Origin of the sequence: Pseudomonas sp. Irchel 3H9 (assembly GCF_900187495.1) — a bacterium.
Taxonomy (GTDB): Bacteria; Pseudomonadota; Gammaproteobacteria; order Pseudomonadales; family Pseudomonadaceae; genus Aquipseudomonas; species Aquipseudomonas sivasensis.
On the sequence record NZ_FYDK01000001.1, the window covers coordinates 394,912 to 420,883 of the forward strand.

Genomic DNA, 25,972 nt, shown 5'->3' on the forward strand with positions numbered 1-25,972 from the left:
CGCTTTGTACCCGCGTATGAGGTTGCGCAGTGACAGGCGCGGTCAATCACAGGATAATGCGCCATCTTTTTAATCGGCCCTGCGTAAAGGGGCTGACTCGGTATGCTTGCTTGTTTGGCCGCCTTAGCCTGACAACCCTGGAGTGTCTGGTTTGATTGTCTTCCGTTATCTATCCCGCGAAGTCCTGTTGACCCTGAGTGCCGTGAGTGCGGTCCTGTTGGTCATCATCATGAGTGGTCGTTTCGTCAAATACCTGGCCCAAGCCGCTTCGGGCGCCCTGGATCCAGGCTCGTTGTTCCTGATCATGGGCTTTCGCCTGCCGGGGTTCCTGCAACTGATCCTGCCGCTGGGCCTGTTCCTCGGGATTCTGTTGGCCTACGGTCGTTTGTACCTCGAAAGCGAAATGACTGTGCTCTCGGCCACCGGCATGAGCCAGCAGCGTCTGCTCGGGATGACCATGATCCCGGCAGCCGGCATCGCGCTTATCGTCGCCTGGCTGAGCCTGAGCCTGGCCCCCCAGGGCGCCATGCAGTTCCAGCTGGTGCTGAACAAGCAGGACGCGATGACCGAGTTCGACACCCTTGAACCGGGCCGCTTCCAGGCACTCAATGACGGCACGCGGGTCACCTATACCGAAACCCTGACCGAAGACCGTGCCAACCTGGGCGGGGTGTTCATCTCCGAGAAGCGCCTGGGCCAGGACAAGAAAGACCGTGGCATCTCCGTGCTGGTGGCCGAGTCCGGTCGCCAGGACGTGCGTCCCGATGGCAGTCGCTACCTGATCCTGGAGAACGGCTATCGCTATGACGGCAGTCCCGGCCAGGCCGACTACCGCGCCATCAAGTACGACACTTACGGCGTGTTGCTCGCCCGTCCGGATGTCAGCGACGAGGTGACTGACCGCGACGCCATCCCCACGAAGGATTTGTTCGGCAGCAAGGAACTGCGCTCCATTGCCGAGCTGCAATGGCGTATTTCTCTGCCACTGCTGGTGTTTATCGTGACCTTGATGGCCGTGCCGTTGTCGCGCGTCAACCCACGTCAGGGCCGCTTCCTCAAGCTGTTGCCAGCGATCCTGCTGTACATGGCTTACCTCACCATTCTGATTTCCGCTCGCGGCTCCCTGGAGAAGGGCAAGCTTTCGCCGACCCTGGGGTTGTGGTGGGTGCACGGGATCTTCTTGGTGATCGGCCTGGGCCTGCTCTACTGGGAACCTATCCGTTTGAAAATGTTGAGCCGTCGCGGCCAGAAGGAGTTGGCTCGTGGCTAAGCTCGATCGCTACATTGGTAGCAGCGTCCTGATCGCCATTCTGGCGGTTCTGGGCATCATCCTGGGCCTTGCCTCGTTGTTCGCCTTCATCGATGAAGTGGGCAACGTGAGCGACACCTACACCGTGTGGGATGTACTGAGCTACGTGGCACTCACCGCGCCGCGTCGGCTCTACGACATGATGCCGATGGCTGCGCTGATCGGCTGCCTGATCGGCCTGGGCAGCCTGGCCAGCAACAGCGAACTGACCATCATGCGTGCCGCCGGGGTGTCCATCGGCCGTATCGTCTGGGCGGTGATGAAGCCCATGTTGCTGCTGATGCTGTGCAGCGTACTGATCGGTGAATACGTCGCACCGCCGGCAGAAACCACCGCCCAAGCCAACCGCGCCCTGGCGCAGGGTTCGGGCGATGCGCAAAGCGCCAAGCATGGCCTGTGGCATCGCCAGGGTGATGAGTTCATCCACATCAACGCCGTGCAACCGGGCGGCCTGTTGATCGGTGTGACGCGTTACACCTTTGATAAAGAACGTCACATGCTGTCGTCCAGCTTCGCCAAACGTGCGCAGTACAGTGGCGAAAAATGGCAACTGACGGACATCACTACCACTCACTTCCGCAATGTCGGCCAAGGCACCAAGGCCAGCACCGAAGTGATCAATGAGCCAAGCGAAGAGTGGGACATCGCTCTCAAGCCGGAATTGCTCAACACCGTAGTGATGATCCCGGAAAGCCTGCCTATCTCCGGGTTGTGGAGTTACATCCACTACCTCAAGGAGCAAGGGCTGAACAACGGTCGTTACTGGCTGGCGTTTTGGGTCAAGGTGTTGCAGCCAGTGGTAACCGCCGCGCTGGTGTTGATGGCGATCTCGTTCATCTTCGGCCCATTGCGTTCCGTGACCCTGGGTCAGCGTGTGTTTACTGGCGTGTTGGTGGGCTTCACATTCCGCATCGCCCAGGACCTGCTAGGCCCGTCGAGCCTGGTATTCGGTTTCTCGCCGCTGTTTGCGGTGCTGGTGCCGACGGCCATCTGCGCCCTGGCCGGGTTCTGGCTGCTGCGCCGAGCTGGCTGATACCGCGCTTATGCACAAAAAATGCCCCGCTCGAATGAGTGGGGCATTTTTGTTCTGGTCAGCAAAGATGACGTCTGGCCGAAGCTTCAGGTACAATTCCCGGCTATTTTTCAGCGGGCAATCTGCCTGCAGCCTTTTTGAGTGTTGATCCGTGAGTGATTTGAGTCATATCCGCAATTTCTCCATCATCGCCCACATTGACCATGGTAAGTCGACGCTGGCCGATCGATTCATCCAGATGTGCGGCGGCCTTGCCGAGCGTGAAATGGAAGCCCAGGTACTGGATTCCATGGACCTCGAACGCGAGCGCGGGATCACCATCAAGGCCCACAGCGTTACTCTGTACTACACCGCCAAAGACGGTATCAAGTACCAGCTGAACTTCATTGACACCCCGGGCCACGTCGACTTCACCTATGAAGTCAGCCGTTCCCTGGCGGCCTGCGAAGGTGCGCTGCTGGTGGTGGACGCGGGTCAGGGCGTTGAAGCCCAGTCCGTGGCCAACTGCTACACCGCCATCGAGCAAGGCCTGGAAGTGATGCCGGTGCTGAACAAGATCGACCTGCCACAGGCCGATCCGGACCGCGTCAAAGAAGAAATCGAAAAAATCATCGGCATTGACGCCACCGACGCCGTCGAGTGCAGCGCCAAGACCGGCCTGGGCGTTGACGAAGTGCTCGAACGCCTGGTCAAGACCATTCCTGCCCCCACCGGCAACTACGAAGATCCGCTGCAAGCGTTGATCATCGATTCCTGGTTCGACAACTACCTGGGGGTTGTTTCCCTGGTACGTGTACGCCACGGCCGTGTGAAGAAGGGCGACAAGATCCTGGTCAAGTCCACCGGCAAGATCCACCTGGTGGACAGCGTCGGTGTATTCAACCCGAAACACACTGCAACCACTGATCTGAAAGCCGGTGAAGTAGGTTTCATCATCGCCGGTATCAAGGACATCCACGGTGCGCCGGTGGGTGACACCCTGACCTTGAGCTCCACCCCTGACGTCGACGTGCTGCCTGGCTTCAAACGCATCCAGCCGCAGGTTTACGCCGGTCTGTTCCCGGTCAGCTCCGATGACTTCGAGGACTTCCGCGAAGCGTTGCAGAAGCTGACCCTCAATGACTCGTCGTTGCAGTACACCCCGGAAAGCTCCGACGCCCTGGGCTTCGGTTTCCGTTGCGGCTTCCTCGGCATGCTGCACATGGAGATCATTCAGGAGCGCCTTGAGCGCGAATACGACCTGGACCTGATCACCACCGCGCCAACGGTTATTTTTGAGCTGGCGCTGAAAACCGGTGAAACGATTTATGTAGATAACCCGTCCAAGCTCCCAGACCTGTCTTCTATCGAAGACATGCGTGAGCCGATCGTGCGCGCCAATATTCTGGTGCCGCAGGAACACCTGGGCAACGTCATTACCCTGTGTATCGAAAAACGTGGCGTGCAGCACGACATGCTGTTCCTCGGTACCCAGGTGCAAGTGACCTACGATTTGCCGATGAACGAAGTGGTCCTGGACTTCTTTGACCGTCTCAAATCCACCAGTCGCGGCTATGCTTCGCTGGATTACCATTTCGATCGTTACCAATCGGCTAATCTGGTGAAACTGGATGTGTTGATCAACGGTGACAAGGTTGATGCCCTTGCACTGATCGTGCACAAGGACAACGCGCACTACAAAGGTCGCCAGTTGACCGAGAAGATGAAAGAACTGATTCCGCGCCAGATGTTCGACGTCGCGATCCAGGCCGCTATTGGCGGGCAGATCATTGCACGGACCTCCGTCAAGGCTCTCAGAAAGAACGTACTGGCCAAATGCTACGGCGGTGACGTAAGCCGTAAGCGCAAGCTGCTTGAGAAGCAAAAGGCCGGTAAAAAACGCATGAAGCAAGTGGGCAACGTGGAAATTCCACAAGAAGCCTTCCTTGCGGTGCTCAGGTTGGATAGTTAGGTCCTATGTCGCTAAATTTCCCGCTGTTGCTGGTCATCGCCGTTGCCGTTTGTGGTCTCCTGGCGTTGCTCGATCTGGTGTTCTTCGCCCCGCGTCGGCGGGCGGCTATCGCGTCCTATCAGGGCAGCGTCAGCCAGCCCGATGTCGTGGTGATCGAGAAGCTGAACAAAGAGCCTTTGCTGGTTGAGTACGGCAAGTCGTTCTTCCCGGTGTTGTTCATCGTGCTGGTGCTGCGTTCGTTTCTGGTGGAGCCGTTTCAGATCCCTTCGGGTTCGATGAAACCTACCCTGGACGTGGGCGACTTCATCCTGGTGAACAAGTTTTCCTACGGGATTCGCCTGCCGGTGATCGACAAGAAGGTCATCGAAGTCGGTGATCCGCAGCGCGGTGATGTGATGGTGTTCCGCTATCCAAGCGACCCGAACGTCAATTACATCAAGCGTGTGGTGGGCCTGCCGGGCGACGTGATTCGCTACACCAGCGACAAGCGCCTGTTGATCAATGGCGAGTCGGTGGCCGAGAAACTGCTCGGTTCCGAACCGAACAGCCTGGGCAGCGCCGAGCTGTACCAGGAAAAACTCGGTGCGGTAGAGCACGAAATCCGCAAGGAAATGAGCCGCTACCGCGCCATGCCTGATGGAGAGTGGAAAGTGCCAGCCGGGCACTATTTCATGATGGGCGACAACCGTGACAACTCCAACGACAGCCGCTACTGGGATGACCCGAGCATTCCCAAGGAGCTGCTTGGCATGGTTCCCGACCAGAATATCGTCGGCAAGGCCTTCGCGGTCTGGATGAGCTGGCCGGAACCCAAGCTCAGCCACCTGCCGAACTTCTCGCGGGTCGGGCTGATCAAGTAATACAAGCGGCGCTGTGAACACAGCGCCGACTGCTTTTCTGGGGCTTGGACAATTCCGGCTCCAGGCTGTAACCATCAGGATTTGAATTTGAACACTGCGTCAATCGTCGATGGCCGCCGGTGCCACCCACTAGATATGCAGCAACTAGGTATGGATAAACCGTGACCGTTTCGCTAAGTCGTTTAGAGCGCCAGCTCGGCTACACCTTCAAGGATCAGGAATTGATGATCCTTGCCCTCACACACCGCAGCTTTGCAGGGCGTAATAACGAGCGCCTGGAATTCCTCGGTGACGCCATTCTCAATTTCGCCGCCGGTGAGGCGCTGTTCGAACGCTTCCCGCAAGCGCGCGAAGGCCAGCTGTCGCGATTGCGTGCACGTCTGGTAAAGGGTGAGACCCTGGCCGTACTGGCCCGTGGTTTCGGCCTGGGTGAGTACCTGCGCCTGGGGTCGGGCGAATTGAAAAGCGGTGGCTTCCGTCGCGAGTCGATCCTGGCCGATGCCCTCGAAGCCTTGATCGGCGCGATTTACCTCGATGCAGGTATGGAAACGGCCAAGGAGCGCGTGGTCGCCTGGCTGGCTTCGGAGATTGAAAGCCTTACGCTGGTCGACACCAACAAAGATCCCAAGACCCGCCTGCAGGAATACCTGCAGTCCCGTGGTTGCGAACTGCCACGCTACGAAGTGGTGGATATCCAGGGTGAGCCCCATTGCCGCGTGTTCTTCGTGGAATGTGAAATCACCTTACTGAATGAAAAAAGCCGAGGTCAGGGTGTGAGCCGTCGTATTGCCGAACAGGTAGCGGCCGCTGCAGCACTGATTGCCCTGGGCGTGGAGAATGGCCATGACTGATTCAACCGCAACACGCTGTGGCTATGTTGCCATCGTTGGCCGCCCGAACGTGGGCAAGTCCACGCTGCTGAACCACATCCTCGGTCAGAAGCTCGCGATCACCTCGCGCAAGCCTCAGACCACTCGCCACAACATGCTGGGCATCAAGACCGAAGGCGCCGTGCAAGCGGTCTACGTCGACACCCCGGGTATGCACAAAGGTGGCGAGAAAGCCCTGAACCGCTACATGAACAAGACCGCTTCGGCGGCGTTGAAAGACGTCGACGTGGTGATCTTCGTGGTCGACCGCACCAAGTGGACTGACGAAGACCAGATGGTCCTTGAGCGTGTGCAGTACGTCACCGGCCCATTGATCGTCGCGCTGAACAAGACCGACCGCATCGAAGACAAAGCCGAACTGATGCCGCACCTGACCTGGTTGCAGGAGCAACTGCCGAACGCCCAGATCATGCCGATCTCGGCCCAGCACGGTCATAACCTCGAAGCCCTGGAGCGCGTGATCGCTGGCTACCTGCCGGAGAACGAGCACTTCTTCCCGGAAGACCAGATCACCGACCGCAGCAGCCGCTTCCTCGCCGCTGAACTGGTCCGCGAGAAAATCATGCGCCAGATGGGTGCTGAGCTGCCGTACCAGATCACCGTCGAAATCGAAGAGTTCAAGCAACAGGGCAAGACCCTGCATATCCATGCGCTGATCCTCGTCGAGCGTGACGGCCAGAAGAAAATCATCATTGGCGACAAGGGCGAGCGCATCAAGCGCATCGGCACCGAGGCGCGCAAGGACATGGAATTGCTCTTCGATTCCAAGATCATGCTCAACCTGTGGGTGAAGGTGAAAGGCGGCTGGTCCGATGACGAGCGCGCTCTGCGTTCCCTCGGTTACGGCGACCTGTAAGAACACCGCAGGGCAAAAAATGTGGGAGGGGGCTTGCTCCCGATGGCGGTGAGTCAGTTAATAAATAAGTGACTGACACACTGCCATCGGGGGCAAGCCCCCTCCCACATTAGGTTTGTGTAGTTTTCAAAAAATGCATTCCAGCAGTGAGCACCCATGTCCCAACCCCCCAGCCAACTCGCCTACGTCCTGCACAGCCGCGCCTACCGCGAGACCAGCGCGCTAGTGGATTTCCTCACGCCCCAAGGCCGCCTGCGCGCGGTGTTGCGTAGCGCGCGGGGCAAGGCGGGGACATTGGCGCGGCCCTTCGTGGCGTTGGACGTGGAGTTTCGCGGCAAGGGCGAGCTGAAAAACGTCGGCCGCCTGGAAAGCGTCGGCACTTCCGCCTGGCTCAATGGCGATGCGTTGTTCAGTGGGCTCTACCTCAATGAGCTGCTGATCCGTCTGTTGCCCGCCGAAGACCCGCACCCGGCTGTCTTTGATCACTATGCCGCCACTTTGCTGGCCCTGGCCGAAGGTCGCCCTCTGGAGCCGCTGCTGCGTGCCTTCGAATGGCGTCTGCTCGATGACCTGGGCTACGGCTTCGAGCTGAGCAACGACCTGCACGGCGACCCCGTCGCCGCCGACGGCATGTACCGCCTGCAAGTCGACGCGGGTCTTGAGCGCGTCTACCTGCTGCAACCCGGCCTGTTCCAGGGCACCGAACTGCTGGCCATGAGCGAGGCCGACTGGAGCGCACCCGGTGCGTTATCCGCCGCCAAGCGCTTGATGCGTCAGGCCTTGGCCGTGCATCTGGGCGGACGGCCGTTGGTCAGCCGCGAGTTGTTTCGAAAGCCCTGATCTCCCCGTGTATGCTGTGCACCGTTTCTTTCCCTTTTCAGGAGCGCTTCCGTGACCACCAGCAATCGCATTCTTCTTGGCGTCAACATCGACCACGTCGCCACCCTGCGCCAGGCCCGGGGCACCCGTTACCCTGACCCGGTCAAGGCCGCGCTGGACGCCGAAGAAGCAGGCGCCGACGGCATCACCGTGCACCTGCGAGAAGACCGCCGCCACATCCAGGAACGCGATGTGTTGCTGCTCAAGGACGTGCTGCAAACCCGCATGAATTTCGAAATGGGCGTCACCGAAGAAATGATGCTCTTCGCCGAGCGCATTCGCCCAGCGCACATCTGCCTGGTACCGGAAACCCGCCAGGAACTGACCACCGAAGGCGGCCTTGACGTGGCGGGCCAGGAAGCGCGGATCAGGGCCGCGGTGGAGCGCCTGTCGAAAATCGGTAGCGAAGTGTCGCTGTTCATCGATGCCGACGAGCGCCAGATCGAAGCGTCGCGTCGTGTCGGCGCGCCGGCCATCGAACTGCACACCGGCCGTTACGCCGATGCCACCACGCCGACCGAAGTGGCGGATGAACTGCAGCGCATCATTGACGGTGTGAACTGCGGCCTCAATGAAGGCCTGATCGTCAACGCCGGCCATGGCCTGCATTACCACAACGTCGAAGCCGTGGCTGCGATCAAAGGCATCAACGAGCTGAACATCGGCCACGCGTTGGTAGCCCACGCGCTGTTCGTCGGTTTCAAAGGCGCTGTGGCCGAGATGAAAGCCCTGATCCTGGCGGCCTCCAAGCCCTAAAAAACAATGAAGAACCAAGGTGGGAGGGTGCTTGCTCCCGATAGCGGTGTATCAGCCATAAATGTGGTGGCTGACACACTGCTATCGGGAGCAAGCACCCTCCCACATGAGAAGCCTTACTGTTTAGCCGATGCAGGTGTATCGTATCTGCCCTTTGCAGGCCTTGGGCCTGCGGCAGATACGTGAGGTTGTTGTGTCCCGATCCTTTTCCCGTCGACAAATCCTGGGTGGTCTTGCAGGCCTGGCCGTAGTGGGCGTCGGTGCCGGTGGCGCCTACCGTTACTGGCTGGGGAAAGTCGCCGAATCCGAAGCGGGTCACGACTACGAGCTGATCGCTGCACCGTTGGACGTGGAGCTGGTGCCGGGGCACAAGACCCAAGCCTGGGCGTTCGGCCCCTCGGCACCCGGCACCGAGTTGCGTGTGCGTCAGGGCGAATGGTTGCGGGTGCGCTTTATCAACCACCTGCCGGTCGCGACCACCATCCACTGGCACGGCATCCGCCTGCCGCTGGAAATGGACGGCGTGCCCTATGTCTCGCAACTGCCGGTGCTGCCGGGCGAATACTTCGACTACAAATTCCGCGTGCCCGACGCCGGCAGCTACTGGTATCACCCGCATGTGAACAGCAGCGAAGAACTCGGCCGAGGCCTGGTCGGCCCGCTGATCATCGAAGAGCGTGAACCCACCGGTTTCAAACACGAACGGACCCTCAGCCTAAAGAGCTGGCATGTGGACGAAGAGGGTGCGTTCGTTGCCTTCAGCGTTCCCCGTGAAGCGGCGCGTGGCGGTACGGCCGGGCGGCTGTCGACGATCAATGGCGTATCCCAGGCGGTGATCGACTTACCCGCAGGGCAGATCACCCGCGTGCGGCTGCTCAACCTCGATAACACCCTGACCTATCGCATCAACATCCCCGACGTCGAAGCGCAGATCTATGCGCTGGACGGCAATCCCATCGAACCGCGTCCATTGGGCAAGGAGTACTGGTTGGGGCCGGGTATGCGCATCTGCCTGGCGATCAAGGCACCGCCGGCGGGCGAAGAGCTCTCTATCCGCAACGGCCCGGTGCGCCTGGGCACTTTTCGCTCAGTCGCCAACACCGATGCACCGACCGAATGGCCCCCGGCGCTGCCCGCCAATCCGATTGCCGAACCGGACCTGGCCAATGCCGAGAAACTCAACTTCAATTTCGAGTGGGTCGGCTCGGTCTCGGTCAACGTCGACAATGGCAAGCCGCCGAGCCTGTGGCAGATCAACGGCCAGGCCTGGGACATCACCGACAAGACCTGCGCCGACCGACCGATTGCCAAGCTGGAAAAGGGCAAGAGCTACATTTTCGAATTGAAGAACATGACCCAGTACCAGCATCCGATCCACCTGCACGGCATGAGCTTCAAGGTGATCGCCTCGAATCGCCACAAAGTGATCCCGTACTTTACCGACACCTATTTGTTGGGCAAGAACGAGCGCGCCCGCGTGGCCTTGGTGGCGGATAACCCTGGAGTGTGGATGTTCCACTGCCACGTCATCGACCACATGGAAACCGGCCTGATGGCCGCCATCGAGGTGGCGTGATGCGCCAGATTCGCCCCGCGGCAATCATCGACCGCAGCCGCGACCAAGACTTCATGCGTGAAGCCCTGGCACTTGCCGCCCAAGGCGCCGCACTGGGCGAAGTGCCCGTGGGTGCGGTGTTGGTGCAGGACGGTGAAATCATCGGTCGCGGTTTCAACCGTCCCATCAGCGGCAACGATCCCAGCGCCCATGCCGAGATGGTCGCCATACGCGACGCCGCCCAGGCCATCAGCAACTACCGGCTGGTGGGCAGCACGCTGTATGTGACGTTGGAGCCGTGCAGCATGTGCGCGGGGTTGATCGTGCATTCGCGAGTCGCGCGGGTGGTTTATGGCGCGTTGGAGCCGAAGGCGGGGATTGTGCAAAGCCAGGGGCAGTTTTTTACCCAGGGCTTTCTGAATCATCGGGTGATGTTTGAAGGCGGTGTGCTGGCCGAGGAGTGCGGCACGGTGTTGAGCGAGTTCTTCAAGGCCCGCCGGGCGAAGCCTCAGATCTAACCAACACCGAGTATCAAATGCGGGAGGGGCGGTGCGACGATTCGACTTGCCCCTCCCACATTTTTGATCTTCATTTTTTCAGGGAGATTAGCGGTTACTTCTTGGCGATGATGACCGCCCGCATCGGTGCCGGCAGCCCTTCAATCGTCTTGCTGTGATCCTCGGGATCGAGGAAGTCACTCAGGGACTGATACTTCATCCATTCCGTCCCGCGCTGTTCCTCCACCGTGGTCACGCTCACATCCACGCAACGCACATCGCTGAAACCTGCGCGGCGCAGCCACAGCATCAGCGCCGGCACCGACGGCAGGAACCACACGTTACGCATCTGCGCATAACGGTCTTCCGGCACCAGCACCTGTTGCTGGTCGCCTTCCACCACCAGGGTCTCCAGGACCAATTCGCCGCCCTTGACCAAGGTGTCCTTCAGCGCCAGCAAATGCTCGATGGGCGAGCGACGGTGGTAGAACACGCCCATGGAAAACACCGTGTCGAAGCCTTCGAGGTTGGCCGGCAAGTCTTCAAACGGAAATGGCAGGTGCCAGGCTTTCGGTTCGGACAGATACCGCTGCACCGCCTGGAACTGACAGAAGAACAGCCAGTTCGGGTCGACACCTATCACGCTGTCGGCGCCGGCGCCGAGCATGCGCCACATGTAGTAACCGTTGCCGCAGCCGACATCGAGGATGCGCTTGCCTTTCAAGTCCAGGTGCGGTGCGACGCGTGACCACTTCCAGTCCGAGCGCCATTCGGTGTCGACGTGCACGCCGAACAGGTGGAACGGCCCCTTGCGCCATGGGCTCAGGCCCATCAATGCGGTGCGCATCTGTGCGCGGGTTTCGTCGTCACAGTCGGTGTCCAGCACCAGGTCATTCAGTAAGTCGACGTCGCTGGGCATGATCTTCGGCAGTGCATCCAATGCACTCTGCCAGCGCTCCAGGTCGCCATGTCCTTTTTCCATTTTGCTGTCGAGCTGCGCTTGCAGGCCTTGGGCCCATACGGCCAGAGGAGTGCCGACCAAATGGCGGGCGAGGGGAGACAGATCAATCATGGCAGGGCAATCAACGAGGCAAAGTTAAGACACTGGAACCACGGCACGACTTTCGAGAACCCGGCTGCCAGCAGGCGTTCGCGGTGTTCTTCGAGGCTGTCGGGCTTCATGACGTTTTCGATGGCGCTGCGCTTCTGGGCAATTTCCAGTTCGCTGTAGCCGTTGGCGCGTTTGAACGCGATATGCAGGTCGGTGAGCAGCGCGTGTTCTTCAAGGTCATTGAAGCGCAGCTTTTCCGAAAGGATCAGCGCACCGCCCGGTAACAGCGCCTGACGAATTCGCGACAGCAAGCTCAGGCGCTCGTCGGGCGCGATGAATTGCAGGGTGAAATTCAACGCCACCACCGAGGCCGGTTGGAATTGCAGCGCGAGGATATCGCCCTCGATCACCTCGACCGGCAGCAACTCCTGGAACATCGAGTCCTGGCCGTTGAGGTATTCGCGGCAGCGCTCGACCATGGCGGCGGAGTTATCCACCGCGATCACTCGGCAGCCGTCGGTACGCACGTGTCGGCGCAGGGCTTGGGTGACAGCGCCAAGGGATGAACCCAGGTCGTAGAGCACGCTGTTGGGTTGGGCAAACTGCGCCGCGAGCACACCGAGGTTTTCGACGATAGTCGGGTAGCCTGGCACCGAGCGCTTGATCATGTCCGGGAATACCCGCACCACGTCCTCGTTAAAGGCGAAGTCCGGCACCTGGGGCAGGGGCTGGGCGAAAAGGCGATCGGGTTCTTTGCTCACGGTTGTTCCGGCGACGAGGGGGGAAAGGCCGGCATTTTAGCCAAGTTGGCCCTCGTGTGCGCGGGTTGTCTGATGGAAAGCAGAGGCGGTGATGCCCCACTGGCCAAGCCAATACGTGGTGATCAGCAAATACGGCGCGGCGTCGAACGCCACCACGAACCGATTGATGCCGATCAGGGCGTCTGAAAACACAAACGACACCGCGCCCGCCGCAGCCAGTAAGGCCGAGCGTTTTGGCACGTCACTGCCCAGCCGCGCGAGCGCGCGCCAGAGCATTGTGCTGATCACCAAGGCGTAAACCACGACGGGAATCAACAAGTCGCCAAGGCCATGGGAAATCAGGATGCTCAGCAGGACGACGCCTACACCAAGCGCCAATACCAACGGTAATACCGCCAAACGACGGCAATCGCTGAAATAGGCCTTGAGGTATGCCAGGTGCGCAAACAGAAACGCGCCAAGGCCGAAGATAAACAAGTCGCCAGGCCAAGCGAGCAACACGTCGCCCACCAGTGAGAAAATCAGCCCGAGGCTGATCCAGCGTCGATAGTCGGTGGGCGGTGCGTCATGCAGCCAGCCCAACAACGCCAGTACCGGCAGCGGTTTGACCAGCAGGCAGAGCAACATCGCGTGGGTGCTCACACCGTAGATAAAAGTGGCGGCGCCCATCAACGCGAGTATCAGCCATGGCATATCAGTTCACCGTAAGGGTGCAGTCGAAGGTCTCCACGGGTTCGGCTTCCGGCTCCCACGGCTGCTGGGACGTCAGGCGTAAACGACCCTGGCCGGCGGCAAACGCCTGGAAGCGCCAGGTGGATTGACCACCGCCCCCGATCACGCCGGACTCAGTGCTGCTGTAGACCTCAGGGCTCAGCGCGCGCAGCACACCGCCGGCGGAATCCTGGATGGCCCAGCGGTAGCCGGTGGTGGGGTTGCTCGGCAGGGTGAGGATCAGGTTTTGCCCGGTTTTAAGCTGGAGCGGGCAGGCGCTCTGGTTTTCCACGGTGACGTTTTGCTTCGGCGCACTGGCGCACGCGGTCAGCAGGCAAAGGCTCAGGGGGAGAAGCAGGCGGGCAGCAGTCATGGAGACTCCGTTTATACACGACGAAGGGCGAGCATAACCGAAGATGAGACAGGGTGTGACAAGAGGGATGCGACAGACGTGGGTGCTTGTTGTAGTGAGCGGGCTTGCCCCGCGCTGGGCTGCGAAGCAGGCCCGATACTGACGACCCCATTCCTTCTGAAGGAATGGGGTCTTTTCAAGAGGGCTGCTTCGCAGCCCAGCGCGGGGCAAGCCCGCTCACCACAGAAGCCCTGTTCAGGGACAAGGCGAATTAGAAAAGCACTTTAGCCACATCCGCGAACCGCTTGGCAAAGTGCACCGTCATGCCCTCTTTAAGATACTCCGGCAACTCTTCAAAACTGCCGCGATTGGGTTCCGGCAATATCAGCTCGTGAATCTTCTGACGTCGCGCTGCGATCACCTTCTCGCGCACGCCGCCGATCGGCAATACATGCCCGGTCAGCGTCAGTTCGCCGGTCATGGCCACGCCTTTTTTCGGCGCTTGGTTACGGGCCAGGGACAACAACGCACTGGCCATGGTCACGCCAGCGCTCGGGCCGTCCTTCGGCGTGGCACCTTCCGGCACGTGCAAGTGCACGAAGGCTTCGTCGAAGAACTTCGGATCGCCGCCAAACGACTTCAGGTTGGAGCTGATGTAGCTGTAGGCAATTTCGGCAGACTCTTTCATCACCTCGCCTAATTGCCCGGTGAGCTTGAAGCCGCGGTTCAGTGTGTGGATGCGCGTCGCCTCGATTGGCAGGGTCGCGCCGCCCATGCTGGTCCAGGCCAGTCCGGTGATCACACCGGTACCGGACAGCACTTGCTCATTGCGGAACACCGGCATGCCCAGGGAGCTTTCCAGGTCCTTGTTGCCGATTTTGATCACCGAGTTCGGCGCATCCAGCAACTTGACCACGGCTTTGCGTACCAGTTTGCCCAGTTGTTTCTCCAACTGGCGCACCCCTGCCTCACGGGCATAACCGTCGATCAATGCGCGCAGGGCGCCGTCGCTGATGGTCAGGGTGTTTTTCGATACGCCGGCTTTTTCCAACTGTTTTGGCCACAGGTGACGCTTGGCGATGGCGACTTTTTCTTCGGTGATATAGCCCGACAGGCGAATCACTTCCATCCGGTCCAACAGCGGGCCGGGAATTGAGTCAAGGGTGTTGGCGGTGCACACGAACAGCACTTTGGACAGGTCCAGGCGCAGGTCGAGATAGTGGTCGAGGAATTCGACGTTCTGTTCCGGGTCGAGGGTTTCGAGCAGGGCCGAGGCCGGGTCGCCCTGGAAGCTTTGGCCCATCTTGTCGATCTCGTCGAGCATGATCACCGGGTTCATCACTTCAACATCTTTGAGCGCCTGCACCAGCTTGCCCGGCATAGCGCCGATGTAGGTACGGCGATGGCCCTTGATCTCGGCCTCGTCGCGCATGCCGCCGACGCTGAATCGGTAGAACGGCCGGCCCAGGGACTCGGCGATGGATTTACCCACGCTGGTCTTGCCCACGCCCGGCGGGCCGACGAGCAGCACGATGGAGCCGGCGACTTCGCCTTTGTAAGCGCCCACCGCCAGGAATTCGAGGATACGGCTCTTGATGTCGTCCAGTCCGGCATGGTGCTTATCCAGCACCTTGCGCGCGTGTTTCAGGTCGAGCTTGTCCTCGCCGTACACGCCCCACGGCACCGAGGTTGCCCAATCCAGATAGTTGCGGGTGACCGCATATTCCGGCGAGCCGGTTTCCAGGATTGACAGTTTGTTCAGTTCTTCATCGATGCGTTTTTTCGCCTGGGCTGGCAGCACTTTGTCTTCCAGGCGTTGCTCGAATTGCTCCACGTCCGCGCTGCGATCGTCCTTGGTCAGGCCCAGCTCCTGCTGGATCACCTTGAGCTGTTCTTTAAGGAAGAACTCGCGCTGGTGTTCGCCGATCTTGCGGTTCACCTCGGCGGAGAGCTCCTTTTGCAGGCGCGCGACTTCGACTTCCTTGCGCAGCATCGGCAGGACTTTTTCCATGCGTTTGAGCATGGGGACGCAGTCCAGCACTTCCTGCAGCTCGTTACCGGTGGCCGAGGTCAGCGCGGCGGCGAAATCGGTGAGGGGCGACGGGTCGTTGGGGCTGAAGCGGTTGAGGTAGTTCTTCAGCTCTTCGCTGTACAGCGGGTTAAGCGGTAGCAGCTCTTTGATCGCATTGATCAGCGCCATGCCGTAGGCCTTGACCTCGTCGGTCGGCTCGGTGGGCTGGTGTGGGTATTCGACTTCCACCAGATACGGTGGGCGATGGTGCTTGAGCCAGGTCTTGATGCGCACGCGGGTCAGGCCCTGGGCCACGAATTGCAGCTTGCCGTTCTCGCGGCTGGCGTGATGCACCTTCACCAGGGTGCCGTACAGCGGCAGGGCGGAGGTGTCGAAGTGGCGTGGATCTTCCGGCGGCGTGTCCATGAAGAACAGAGCGAGTGAGTGGTGGTCGGATTTGCTCACCAGCTCAAGGGTCTCAGCCCACGGTTCTTCGTTGACAATCACCGGCAGCACTTGCGCCGGGAAGAAAGGCCGGTTGTGGATCGGGATGATGTAGACCTTGTCCGGCAGGTTTTGCCCTGGAAGAGCCAGGCCGGTATTGGACGAGGAGGTTTTAGCGTTTTCGGGGTCTGCGTAGTCGTTGAGGTCGTAATCAGGGAATTCTTGCTGGTCGCTCATGGGGCACCTGCATAAGGAAGTATGGAGGTTAGATGGGGCGAGGCAGCAGTGGTTTCAATGGGGGGCGTGAGATAGCAACATATTGCATGAAATTCCTGCGGCGACATTGGTCAATGTGGGAGAGGGCAAGTCAATCGTCGCACCGCCCTGCCAACATTGGCTCCGTGTTGCGTCAGCTGATTTTGTGGAGGTAGGCGGGGAGTGGCTGTTCTGGCAGCACCGATAGCACTTTCAAACGCTGCAACATCCGCTGCCGTGCCCGTTGCAAATGCTCGCGCAGATTCAACGCCGCCGCGTCAAACGCGCCATGCAGCAGCAACTCCAGAATCAAGCGATGTTCGGCGAGCATGGCTGGATCCGCGCCGATCCCCAGCAATCGGTAAAAAATTCGGCTGATGATCATCGGGCTTTGGCCCTGGCGAATCAGCGCGGCAATCTTGCGGTTCTGCATCCCGGCCAGGCAGCGCTGGTGCAAGTCTTCTTCGATCTGCTCGATGGCTTCCAGGCTGCACTCGGCGCTGTTCTGGGCATCCAGTACCCGCTGCAGCATGGCTTCAAGGACCTCGCGGTCCAGGTTCGGTGCGCTCTGGCGCAGCGCCTCGGGCTCCAGGCAGGCACGTAGTTCGTAATCCTCGGTGACTTCCCGCGCGGTCAACGGCCCGGCCAACCATTGGGAGTAGGGCTCTTTTTCCACTAGGCCACGGTCACGCAGGCGCATCAGCGCTTCACGCACCACCGCTCGGCTGACGCCGTAGTGGTCGGCGGCGGCTTGTTCATCCAAGCGGTAATGGCCGAAGGCAATGCAGGTGGACAGTGCCGCGCCGATCTCCTCGACGATCCGCTCGCCCAGCGGCCGGGTGTCCACCAGTTCAGCCTCGCCGTTGAGACCCAGGTGCGCATGGCTCAGGGGCAGGCGCAGCGGCTCCATGACCAGGCCTTCGGGGTTGATCAGATAACCCCGGCCGTTGAAGCGGCAGATCAAGCCTTCGGCATGCAGCAGGTCCAGCGCCTTGCGCACCGGCACGCGGCTGGTGCCGAACAGTTCGGCCAAGGGCGCTTCCAGTAAAACCAAGCCATGACGGGCGGTGCCATTGACGATCGCGTCGCGCAACACCTGGTGAATCATCGCGTAACGGGAGGCCGAGGCGGACACTGCTTTCATCACTTTCTCTGGGGCTTGTAGGACGGTGGCCGGGGATTCTCTCATAAGTTGCGCCTGTCACTCTGTGCTACGTCGGTGGCACTTTTTTGGGGCCTGAAAGGTGTGACTGTTACTTTTCTGCACCAAAATGTACTTATTAATAAAAGATACATTATTTCATTGGAGGTGGATCCCAGGTGTGATGCAAGACATTTTTCCATCGATCAAAACCATCTATCCCGCTGCTATGGGCGAAAAACCGTAACCGCGTAAACAGCGCTACGTAGAGACTGGCACGAAAGCTGCCTTTGTAAAATGTACATTTTATGAATATGTACGTTTTATGAGGTTCTCCTGATGTCAGACGCCACATCAAAGGCCGAGGATTTCGCCAGCGGTCGCAGCGACCCGGTGAAAGCCCTCGAACAGGCACTCGATCAAGCGAGCCGCTCGGCCAGCGTTTTCATTTCCCTGACCGCCGAGCGCGCCCGCCGTGAAGCCGAAGCGTCCGCGGCCCGTTGGCGAGCTGGCCAGCCCTTGAGCAGGTTCGATGGTGTGCCCGTTGCCTGGAAAGACCTGTTCGACGTGGCTGGCAGCGTCACCACAGCCGGCGCTGCTTACCGGCGCAACGCGCCTGCGGCCTTGCTCGACGCACCGAGCGTGGGCCTGCTTTGCCGCGCCGGGATGGTCAGCATCGGCAAAACCAACCTCAGCGAACTCGCTTATTCCGGGTTGGGCCTCAACCCGCATTTCGGCACGCCGCACAACCCCCATGGCACGGACCAACCGCGCATTCCCGGCGGCTCGTCCTCGGGTTCGGCCGTGGCCGTGGCCGCCGGCATTGTGCCGATTGCCATGGGCACCGACACCGCAGGCTCCATTCGCATCCCGGCGGCGCTCAATGGTGTGGTGGGTTACCGCAGCAGCAGCCGACGTTACAGCCGTGACGGCGTATTTCCCCTGGCTCGTTCCTTAGACAGCCTCGGCCCGCTGACCCGCAGCGTGCGTGATGCGCTGGCCATCGATGACCTGCTACATGGCCGCACACAGACCCACAGCGCCCGCAGCCTCAAAGGCCAGCGCTTTGTACTGGCGCAGCAGGACGTCGAGCCCGCTGTGCGCAACAATCTGCTGAGTGCCGTGGTGCAACTCAAGGCCCAAGGCGCGCTGATCGAAGAACGTGAATGCCCGACCTTCCAGGCCACTCTGGACCTGATCAAACACCACGGCTGGCTCGGTGCCTTCGAAGCGTTCGCCCTGCACCAAACCCTGCTTGACAGCGCCGATGCCGAGCAACTCGACCCCCGCGTGCGCCGCCGCCTCGAAGCCGCCCGCGCGCTGCCGGCCAGCCAACTTATCCACCTGACCGATGCGCGCCGTCGTCTGCAACAGCAACTGCTCGACGACCTCGACGGCGCGATCCTGATCACCCCCACCGTCGCCCACGTCGCGCCCGCTTTGGCGCCCCTGGAAAACGACGACGACCTCTTCGTGAACACCAACCTCGCCACCCTGCGCCTGACCATGCCCGGCAGTTTTCTGGACATGCCAGGCGTGACCTTGCCCAGCGGCCGCGATGCCCAGGGCCTGCCCACCGGGTTGCTGCTCAGCGCCCCGACAGGAGAAGACGCACGCCTGCTGCGCGCAGCGTTGTCCGTCGAAACCGTACTTAACGTTTAAGGAGACACACCATGGCTAAAGACATCCTCTGTGCATTTGGCGTCGACGTGGACGCCGTCGCCGGCTGGCTCGGTTCCTACGGCGGCGAAGACTCGCCCGACGATATTTCCCGTGGCCTGTTCGCCGGTGAAATCGGCGCGCCGCGCCTGCTCAAATTGTTTGAACGTTACGGCCTGCGCACCACCTGGTTTATCCCTGGCCACTCGATGGAAACCTTCCCTGAGCAGATGAAGGCCGTGGCCGACGCCGGTCACGAAATCGGCGTGCATGGCTACAGCCACGAAAACCCGATTGCGATGACCGCCGAGCAGGAAGAAATCGTCCTCGATAAATCCATCGAGTTGATCACCAAGGTGACTGGCAAACGTCCCACCGGCTACGTCGCGCCTTGGTGGGAATTCAGCAAGGTCACCAACGAACTGCTGCTGAAAAAGGGCATCAAGTACGACCACAGTCTGATGCACAACGACTTCCATCCGTACTACGTCCGCAAGGGCGACACCTGGACCAAGATCGACTACAGCCAGCACCCCGACACCTGGATGAAACCCTTGGTGCGCGGCGAAGAAACCGACCTGGTGGAGATCCCGGCCAACTGGTACCTGGACGACCTGCCGCCGATGATGTTCATCAAGAAAGCCCCCAACAGCCACGGTTTCGTCAACCCGCGTCACCTCGAAGAAATGTGGCGCGACCAGTTCGACTGGGTCTACCGCGAACACGAACACGCGGTGTTCACCATGACCATCCACCCCGACGTGTCCGGCCGCCCGCAAGTGCTGTTGATGCTTGAGCGCCTGATCGAACACATCCAGAGCCATGCCGGCGTGCGCTTCGTCACCTTCGACGAAATCGCCGATGACTTTATCCGCCGCCAACCCCGTACCTGACCCTTAGAAAAACAGCCCCCCACCTCCGAGGCGCGACTCATGTCCATCTACAACAAGCTTGACCTGACTGGCTGGAAACCCCGGCAACTCACCTCCAAGGAAGTGCGGTTTGCGACCTGGATTGCGTTTTTCGCCTGGGTGTTTGCGGTGTATGACTTCATCCTGTTCGGCACCTTGCTGCCGGAGATCGGCCGGCATTTTGGCTGGGGTGAAGTGGAGCAAGCTGAAATCGCGACGTGGGTGGCGGTGGGCACGGCAGTGGTCGCCTTTGCCATCGGCCCTGTGGTCGATAAGTTGGGCCGTCGCAAGGGCATTATCTTCACCGTGGCCGGTTCCGCGCTGTGCTCGGCGCTGACCGCGATTGGTGGGGCGTGGGGTAAGTCACCGCTGATTCTGATCCGTTCGTTGGGCGGCCTGGGCTATGCCGAGGAAACCGTTAACGCCACGTACCTGAGTGAGCTGTACGGCGCCTCGGAAGACCCGCGACTGACCAAACGTCGCGGTTTCATCTACAGCCTGGTGCAGGGCGGCTGGCCGGTCGGTGCATTGATCGCCGCTGGCTTGACTGCACTGTTGCTGCCGATCATCGGCTGGCAGGGCTGCTTTATCTTCGCCGCGATCCCGGCGGTGGTGATTGCGATCATGGCGCGCAAGCTCAAGGAGAGCCCGCAGTTCCAGATCCATGAACGCATCAGCCAACTGCGCAAAAACGGCGCGGTGACAGAAGCACAGAACGTGGCGGCAACCTACGGCGTGGATTACGACGAACACAGCAAGGCCGGCCTGAAAGCTGCGTTCCGTGGCCCGGCCCGCCGCGCCACCCTGGTGATCGGCGCTGCGTTGTTGCTCAACTGGGCGGCGATCCAGGTATTCAGCGTGTTGGGCACTTCCGTGATCGTCAGCGTGCACCACATCTCGTTCGAGAACTCGCTGATCATCCTGGTGCTGTCGAACCTGGTGGGTTACTGCGGTTACCTCAGCCACGGCTGGATGGGTGACAAGATCGGCCGTCGCAACGTGATCGGCCTGGGCTGGATGCTCGGCGGCCTGTCGTTCGCCGGTATGCTGTTTGGCCCAAGCAACATGGCCATGGTGGTCGGGCTTTACAGCCTGGGCCTGTTCTTCCTGATCGGGCCGTACTCGGCGGCTTTGTTCTTCATCAGCGAAAGTTTCCCCACCAGCATCCGCGCCACCGGTGGCGCGATCATCCACGCCATGGGGCCGATTGGCGCAGTAGTCGCCGGTTTCGGTGCAACCCAGGTGTTGTCCGCCGGCAGCGACTGGCAGACCGCCGCGCTGTGGTTCGGCGCCTTGCCGTGCTTTTTGTCCGGTGTCCTGATGTTTGCCGCGCGCCATGTGCGTCCGGAAACCGTTCAGTAAGGAGTGATTGATGAGTCGTAAAGTTGCCTTGATTACCGGTGCCGCCAGTGGCATCGGCCAAGCCCTCGCCGTGGCGTATGCGCGCAACGGCGTGGCGGTGGTGGGCGGGTACTACCCGGCCGATCCCCATGATCCACAGACCACCGTTTCCCTGGTGGAAGAGGCCGGTGGCGAATGCCTGATGTTGCCGCTGGATGTCGGTGATACCGCCTCGGTCGACGCCCTGGCCGCACAGGCCGTACAGCACTTCGGCCGATTGGATTACGCGGTCGCCAACGCCGGCTTGCTGCGTCGCGCGCCACTGCTGGAAATGACCGATGCACTCTGGGACGAGATGCTCAACGTCGACCTGACGGGGGTGATGCGCACCTTCCGTGCGGCGACGCGGCACATGAAGGAAGGCGGCGCGCTGGTGGCGATTTCCTCGATTGCCGGCGGCGTGTATGGCTGGCAGGAGCACTCGCACTATGCCGCCGCCAAGGCCGGTGTGCCGGGCTTGTGCCGGTCGCTGGCGGTGGAATTGGCCGGTTTGGGAATTCGCTGCAATGCGGTGATCCCAGGCTTGATCGAGACGCCGCAGTCCCTGGATGCGAAGAACTCGCTGGGGCCGGAAGGTTTGGCGAAAGCCGCGCGGGCGATTCCGCTGGGGCGGGTAGGGCGCGCGGATGAAGTGGCGTCGCTGGTGCAGTTCTTGACCAGTGATGCGTCGAGTTATTTAACCGGGCAGAGCATCGTCATCGACGGCGGCCTGACCGTGCGCTGGCCTGACTGACTGATGTACTCAATCCAAATGTGGGAGGGGCGGTGCGACGATTCGACTTGCCCCCGATGGCGGTGGTTCAGTTAGCCCATCTGTGACTGACCCACTGCCATCGGGGGCAAGCCCCCTCCCACATTGGAAGTGGAATTTTTCAGGAGTTTTTGCATGAACCAACTGACCAACCGCCGCGCCGTGATCACCGGTGCCGGCAGCGGCATCGGTGCCGCCATCGCCCGCGCCTACGCCGTTGAAGGCGCGCGTCTGCTATTGGCCGACCGCCACGCCGCCAGCCTCGCTGAAACCGCAATCACCTGCCGCAACCTCGGCGCCGAAGTGGTCGAGTGCGTGGCCGATGTGGGCACCGTCGAAGGCGCCCAAGCCAGTGTCGACCGCTGCGTCGAACATTTCGGCGGCATCGATATTCTGGTCAACAACGCTGGCATGCTTACCCAGGCGCGGTGCGTCGACCTGTCCATCGAGATGTGGAACGACATGCTGCGCGTCGACCTCACCAGCGTGTTCGTCGCCAGCCAGCGCGCTTTGCCCCACATGGTCGCGCAGCGCTGGGGGCGGATCATTAATGTGGCCTCGCAACTGGGCATCAAGGGCGGCGCCGAACTGACTCACTACGCGGCGGCCAAAGCGGGTGTGATTGGGTTTACCAAGTCCCTGGCGCTGGAAGTGGCCAAGGACAACGTGCTGGTCAACGCCATCGCCCCTGGCCCGATCGAAACCCCTTTGGTCGGTGGCATCAGCGACGACTGGAAACGCGCCAAGGCCGCCGAACTGCCCTTGGGCCGCTTTGGCCTGGCGGACGAAGTCGCGCCTACCGCCGTGCTGCTCGCCAGCGAGCCGGGCGGCAATCTGTTCGTCGGCCAGACCCTCGGCCCGAACTCCGGCGATGTCATGCCATGAGTGAGGTGTAGCCATGTGCGGACTCTGCGGATTGCTCGGCGAAGACCTGCACTGGAGTGATCCCCTGGGCGACGAATTGCCCCGGCGCCGCGAGCGCCTGCGCCGTATCGCTGCGATCAACCAGGTGTTGGCGGTGTTCCGGCTCAAGGTCGAAGATTTCCAGGGCGCCTCCTATCTGCTGTTGGGCGCCACCGGTAAACAGGAACTGGCGAGCGGCCTGGATCAACTCTGGCAGGCGGCCGAAACCATGCTCGGCCGCCCGCTGGATCCTCTCGATCCACGGCTGTTGGATCACTTGGAGTCAACCCCATGAGCATCGCGCTGAATGTCATTACCGGCTTCCTCGGCAGCGGCAAGACCACCTTGCTCAAACGCCTGCTGCAAGGCGAAAGCCTCGGCGATACTGCGTTGCTGATCAACGAATTCGGCGACGTCGGCATCGATCATCTGTTGGTGGAAGAAGTCGCGCCAGACACCGTGCTGCTGCCCAGCGGCTGCATCTGCTGCTCGATCCGTGGCGAACTCAAGGACGCGTTGCTCGGCCTGTTGCAGCGCCGCGAGCGTGGCGAAATACCCGCGTTCAAACGCGTGATCCTGGAAACCACCGGCCTGGCCGACCCGGCACCGATCCTCGCCACCCTGAACAACGATGTGCAATTGCGTGGACGTTTTCATATCGGTCTGGTGATCACGCTGGTCGATGCCAGCCACGCCGCCCTGCAAGAGCGCCTGCACCCGGAATGGCTGGCCCAGGTGGCGGCTGCGGACCGTTTGCTGCTGAGCAAGACGGACTTGGCGGGCGAGTGCGAGCCCCTGCGCGCGCATCTGCGGGCACTCAATACCGGCACGCCGATCCTCAATACCCATGACATTCACAGCGGCGATCAATTGCTGCTGGGCGAAGGCTTGCGCAGCGCCGAGCCGGCGATGGAAGTCAGCCGTTGGCAACTGCATCAAACCACCACCGCCACCCACGGTGCGGCGCAAGTGTGTAGCCTGACCTTCGACCAGCCGCTGGACTGGGTCGGCTTCGGGGTGTGGTTGTCGATGCTGTTAAGATGCCACGGCGAACGAATCCTTCGCGTCAAAGGACTGCTCAACGTGAACGCCAGCAACGCCCCCATCGTCATTCATGGCGTGCAGCACTGCCTGCATGCCCCGGTCCATCTGCCTGCGTGGCCGGGCACAGACCGGCAATCGCGCCTGGTGTTTATCCTGCGTGGTCTTGACCCTGCGCTGTTGCGGCGTTCTTTTGATGTGTTCTCGCGGCGGTTCGCCGGATGATCACTTTACGCGTCCTCGGCACCTCCGTGACCTTGCTCGAAACCCTGCGCGTACGTGCCGAACAGGAGCTGGGCATTCGCCTGGTGTACCAGGTGCACGACGTTGAACAGGCCCAGCGCATTGCAGTGATGCAGCCCGACAGCTACGACCTGTACGACCAGTGGTTTCATAACGTCGACTTCGTGTGGCCGGCCCGGGCGATCCAGCCCATCGACACACGGCGCATCGCGCTGTGGCATGAGATCAACGACCTGCCCAAACGCGGGCGATTGTCGCCCAGCGACCGCCTGGGCAGCGGCAGCGTGCCCAGTGAGCGTTTATTTGTGCAGCACGACGGCAGCCTCGGCAGCACCGTCACCGACCGCATCAGCATGCTGCCCCTGACCCACAACGCCGACAGTTTCGCCTACCGCCCCGAGCGCCTGCCCGAAGGTTTTTGCCACGGCAACGAAAGCTGGGGCTGGCTGCTGGACCCGGCCTGGCGCGCGCGCACAGCGCTGCAAAGTGACGCCGCCATCGGCGCCCTGGACGCCGCATTGGCGGTGCAGGGCGCGGGGCTGGCCCGCTTTAACGACATCGGCAACATGAGCATCGAAGAGATCGACGTGCTTGCTGACATTCTGGTGCGCAAACAGAAAGAAGGGCATTTCGCTGCGTTTTGGTCCGACGATGAAGAGGCTGCGCAACTGATGCTCAGCCCCAGCATCGATATCCAGAGCCTGTGGTCGCCGACGCTGATGCGCCTGCACCGCGCCGGAGTGAAATACCGCCTGGCCGTGCCCCGCGAAGGCTATCGCGCCTGGTTTGGCGGTTTGTCACTGTCGCGCCATGCCCAAGGCCCGGTGCTGGATGCGGCCTATGCCTACCTCAATTGGTGGTTGTCCGGCTGGCCCGGCGCGGTCATGGCCCGCCAGGGTTACTACATCGGCAACCCGGCGCGCAGCCGCGATCACCTGAGCAGCGCCGAGTGGGATTACTGGTACGCCGGCAAGCCTGCGCGTGAGGAATTGTTGGGGAGTGACGGGCTACCGCTGATTGATATTGGCGAAGTGCGTGATGGTGGTTCGTATGAGCAGCGGATGGGGCATATTGCGGTGTGGAACTCGGTGATGGATGAGCACAACTACCTGGTGCGCAGGTGGGGGGATTTCATGCGGGCGCGTGGTGTTTGATTGAGTGCGTGGGTTGGGGGGCATATCCGTTGCTGCGGTAACGGCCGCCTATGGATCCGCTCTTACAACGGGTCACTTTTGGAAAGGCCGGAATGTTGGCCCAGCGTGGTTGACGGGGCGATTCCAGATCAAAAGCAACAGCGCGGCGGCCTTAGAGCCGACCGGGTTCTTAAGCCGAACTCCGTCCAATTGTGGGAGGGGGCTTGCTCCCGATGGCAGTGGGTCAGTCACAGCTGCATCAACTGACACACCCTCATCGGGAGCAAGCCCCCTCCCACATTTTGATCTCCACATATCAGATAAGTCCCAGCCTGCTTTAGATCTGCTTCAGATCTGCTTTTGCTTTTGCCTTTGCTCTTACATCCTTTTCGCTGACGAAGTCAGCGGTCTTTTGATCTGCGCTTTTGATCGTGATCTTAGGCGCCCCGTCAAACACGCTGGCCGCACGCAGGCTTGAATCCGTGGGTAACCCGGCAGGACGCCGGGTTAGCCGCACTGGGCCATGGATGGCCCATTGCGGCGGCCCACGGATTCAAGCCGGAGTGCGGGCACACCGAGCCTAAGCGAGGTGCCGAGTGTTGGGGCAAGAGCCCTTTG

Annotated in this window: 24 protein-coding genes; 18 read left to right on the forward strand and 6 right to left on the reverse strand. The window is 61.0% G+C overall.

Going from position 1 to position 25,972, the window contains the following annotated elements; genetic code table 11:
- The first annotated feature begins 151 nt into the window (after positions 1-151).
- The 10 genes from lptF (at position 152) to tadA (ending at position 10,607) form a co-directional block, all read left to right on the forward strand.
- Positions 152-1,270 (forward strand): LPS export ABC transporter permease LptF, encoded by a 1,119-nt coding sequence (gene lptF, locus CKW32_RS01930; RefSeq protein WP_032886439.1) that lies wholly within the window; start codon positions 152-154, stop codon positions 1,268-1,270.
- Positions 1,263-2,342, forward strand: a complete 1,080-nt coding sequence (lptG, locus tag CKW32_RS01935) for an LPS export ABC transporter permease LptG (protein ID WP_032886442.1) — start codon at positions 1,263-1,265, stop codon at positions 2,340-2,342. Before lptF ends, lptG begins: the two co-directional genes overlap by 8 nt.
- Positions 2,343-2,493: 151 nt before the next feature.
- Complete coding sequence (gene lepA / locus CKW32_RS01940; RefSeq protein WP_003210439.1) at positions 2,494-4,293, forward strand: translation elongation factor 4; 1,800 nt, start codon at positions 2,494-2,496, stop codon at positions 4,291-4,293.
- A gap of 5 nt (positions 4,294-4,298) precedes the next feature.
- Complete coding sequence (lepB, locus tag CKW32_RS01945) at positions 4,299-5,153, forward strand: signal peptidase I (RefSeq protein ID WP_032886444.1); 855 nt, start codon at positions 4,299-4,301, stop codon at positions 5,151-5,153.
- Positions 5,154-5,314: 161 nt separating this feature from the next.
- On the forward strand, positions 5,315-6,004 hold the full coding sequence (gene rnc, locus CKW32_RS01950; protein ID WP_032886446.1) for a ribonuclease III: 690 nt from the start codon (positions 5,315-5,317) through the stop codon (positions 6,002-6,004).
- Positions 5,997-6,899, forward strand: a complete 903-nt coding sequence (gene era, locus CKW32_RS01955; protein WP_032886448.1) for a GTPase Era — start codon at positions 5,997-5,999, stop codon at positions 6,897-6,899. The genes rnc and era overlap by 8 nt, the downstream gene beginning before the upstream one ends.
- A gap of 156 nt (positions 6,900-7,055) precedes the next feature.
- Positions 7,056-7,739 carry a DNA repair protein RecO gene (recO, locus tag CKW32_RS01960; RefSeq protein WP_095183914.1) on the forward strand — a complete coding sequence of 228 codons (684 nt, stop codon included), beginning with the start codon at positions 7,056-7,058 and terminating at the stop codon, positions 7,737-7,739.
- 51 nt (positions 7,740-7,790) lie between these two features.
- Positions 7,791-8,534 (forward strand): pyridoxine 5'-phosphate synthase, encoded by a 744-nt coding sequence (gene pdxJ / locus CKW32_RS01965; RefSeq protein ID WP_095183915.1) that lies wholly within the window; start codon positions 7,791-7,793, stop codon positions 8,532-8,534.
- A gap of 193 nt (positions 8,535-8,727) precedes the next feature.
- Complete coding sequence (locus CKW32_RS01970; RefSeq protein WP_095184314.1) at positions 8,728-10,110, forward strand: multicopper oxidase family protein; 1,383 nt, start codon at positions 8,728-8,730, stop codon at positions 10,108-10,110.
- A complete protein-coding gene (gene tadA / locus CKW32_RS01975; protein ID WP_095183916.1) occupies positions 10,110-10,607 on the forward strand; it encodes a tRNA adenosine(34) deaminase TadA in 498 nt (165 codons plus the stop codon). Before CKW32_RS01970 ends, tadA begins: the two co-directional genes overlap by 1 nt.
- A 94-nt stretch (positions 10,608-10,701) precedes the next feature.
- On the opposite strand, the gene cmoB is transcribed toward tadA, so the two are convergent.
- The 6 genes from cmoB to CKW32_RS02005 form a co-directional block, all read right to left on the reverse strand.
- Complete coding sequence (cmoB, locus tag CKW32_RS01980) at positions 10,702-11,658, reverse strand: tRNA 5-methoxyuridine(34)/uridine 5-oxyacetic acid(34) synthase CmoB (RefSeq protein ID WP_032886458.1); 957 nt, start codon at positions 11,656-11,658, stop codon at positions 10,702-10,704.
- A complete protein-coding gene (cmoA, locus tag CKW32_RS01985) occupies positions 11,655-12,398 on the reverse strand; it encodes a carboxy-S-adenosyl-L-methionine synthase CmoA (protein WP_032886460.1) in 744 nt (247 codons plus the stop codon). The genes cmoB and cmoA overlap by 4 nt, the downstream gene beginning before the upstream one ends.
- A gap of 36 nt (positions 12,399-12,434) precedes the next feature.
- Positions 12,435-13,091 (reverse strand): lysoplasmalogenase, encoded by a 657-nt coding sequence (locus CKW32_RS01990; protein ID WP_095183917.1) that lies wholly within the window; start codon positions 13,089-13,091, stop codon positions 12,435-12,437.
- A 1-nt stretch (position 13,092) separates the two neighbouring features.
- Complete coding sequence (locus CKW32_RS01995) at positions 13,093-13,482, reverse strand: protease inhibitor I42 family protein (protein WP_032886463.1); 390 nt, start codon at positions 13,480-13,482, stop codon at positions 13,093-13,095.
- A 250-nt stretch (positions 13,483-13,732) separates the two neighbouring features.
- Entirely contained in the window at positions 13,733-16,153 is a 2,421-nt protein-coding gene (gene lon / locus CKW32_RS02000; RefSeq protein WP_032886465.1) for an endopeptidase La, read from the reverse strand.
- 172 nt (positions 16,154-16,325) lie between these two features.
- Positions 16,326-17,315 carry a GntR family transcriptional regulator gene (locus CKW32_RS02005; RefSeq protein ID WP_095183918.1) on the reverse strand — a complete coding sequence of 330 codons (990 nt, stop codon included), beginning with the start codon at positions 17,313-17,315 and terminating at the stop codon, positions 16,326-16,328.
- A gap of 336 nt (positions 17,316-17,651) precedes the next feature.
- On the opposite strand from CKW32_RS02005, the gene CKW32_RS02010 reads away from it, so the two are divergent.
- The 8 genes from CKW32_RS02010 to CKW32_RS02045 all read left to right on the forward strand — a co-directional run bounded on the left by CKW32_RS02010 (position 17,652) and on the right by CKW32_RS02045 (position 25,375).
- Positions 17,652-18,974: an amidase gene (locus CKW32_RS02010; RefSeq protein ID WP_095183919.1), complete on the forward strand. Its 1,323-nt coding sequence runs from the start codon at positions 17,652-17,654 to the stop codon at positions 18,972-18,974.
- A gap of 11 nt (positions 18,975-18,985) precedes the next feature.
- Positions 18,986-19,864 carry a polysaccharide deacetylase gene (locus CKW32_RS02015; protein ID WP_095183920.1) on the forward strand — a complete coding sequence of 293 codons (879 nt, stop codon included), beginning with the start codon at positions 18,986-18,988 and terminating at the stop codon, positions 19,862-19,864.
- 39 nt (positions 19,865-19,903) lie between these two features.
- A complete protein-coding gene (locus CKW32_RS02020) occupies positions 19,904-21,244 on the forward strand; it encodes an MFS transporter (RefSeq protein WP_032886468.1) in 1,341 nt (446 codons plus the stop codon).
- 10 nt (positions 21,245-21,254) lie between these two features.
- Positions 21,255-22,016 carry an SDR family NAD(P)-dependent oxidoreductase gene (locus CKW32_RS02025; protein WP_095183921.1) on the forward strand — a complete coding sequence of 254 codons (762 nt, stop codon included), beginning with the start codon at positions 21,255-21,257 and terminating at the stop codon, positions 22,014-22,016.
- Positions 22,017-22,169: 153 nt separating this feature from the next.
- On the forward strand, positions 22,170-22,919 hold the full coding sequence (locus CKW32_RS02030; RefSeq protein ID WP_032886471.1) for an SDR family NAD(P)-dependent oxidoreductase: 750 nt from the start codon (positions 22,170-22,172) through the stop codon (positions 22,917-22,919).
- Positions 22,920-22,932: 13 nt separating this feature from the next.
- Entirely contained in the window at positions 22,933-23,232 is a 300-nt protein-coding gene (locus CKW32_RS02035; RefSeq protein WP_032886473.1) for a hypothetical protein, read from the forward strand.
- Positions 23,229-24,203, forward strand: a complete 975-nt coding sequence (locus CKW32_RS02040; RefSeq protein WP_032886474.1) for a GTP-binding protein — start codon at positions 23,229-23,231, stop codon at positions 24,201-24,203. Before CKW32_RS02035 ends, CKW32_RS02040 begins: the two co-directional genes overlap by 4 nt.
- A complete protein-coding gene (locus CKW32_RS02045) occupies positions 24,200-25,375 on the forward strand; it encodes a PotD/PotF family extracellular solute-binding protein (RefSeq protein WP_032886475.1) in 1,176 nt (391 codons plus the stop codon). The genes CKW32_RS02040 and CKW32_RS02045 overlap by 4 nt, the downstream gene beginning before the upstream one ends.
- The last annotated feature ends 597 nt before the right edge of the window (positions 25,376-25,972 follow it).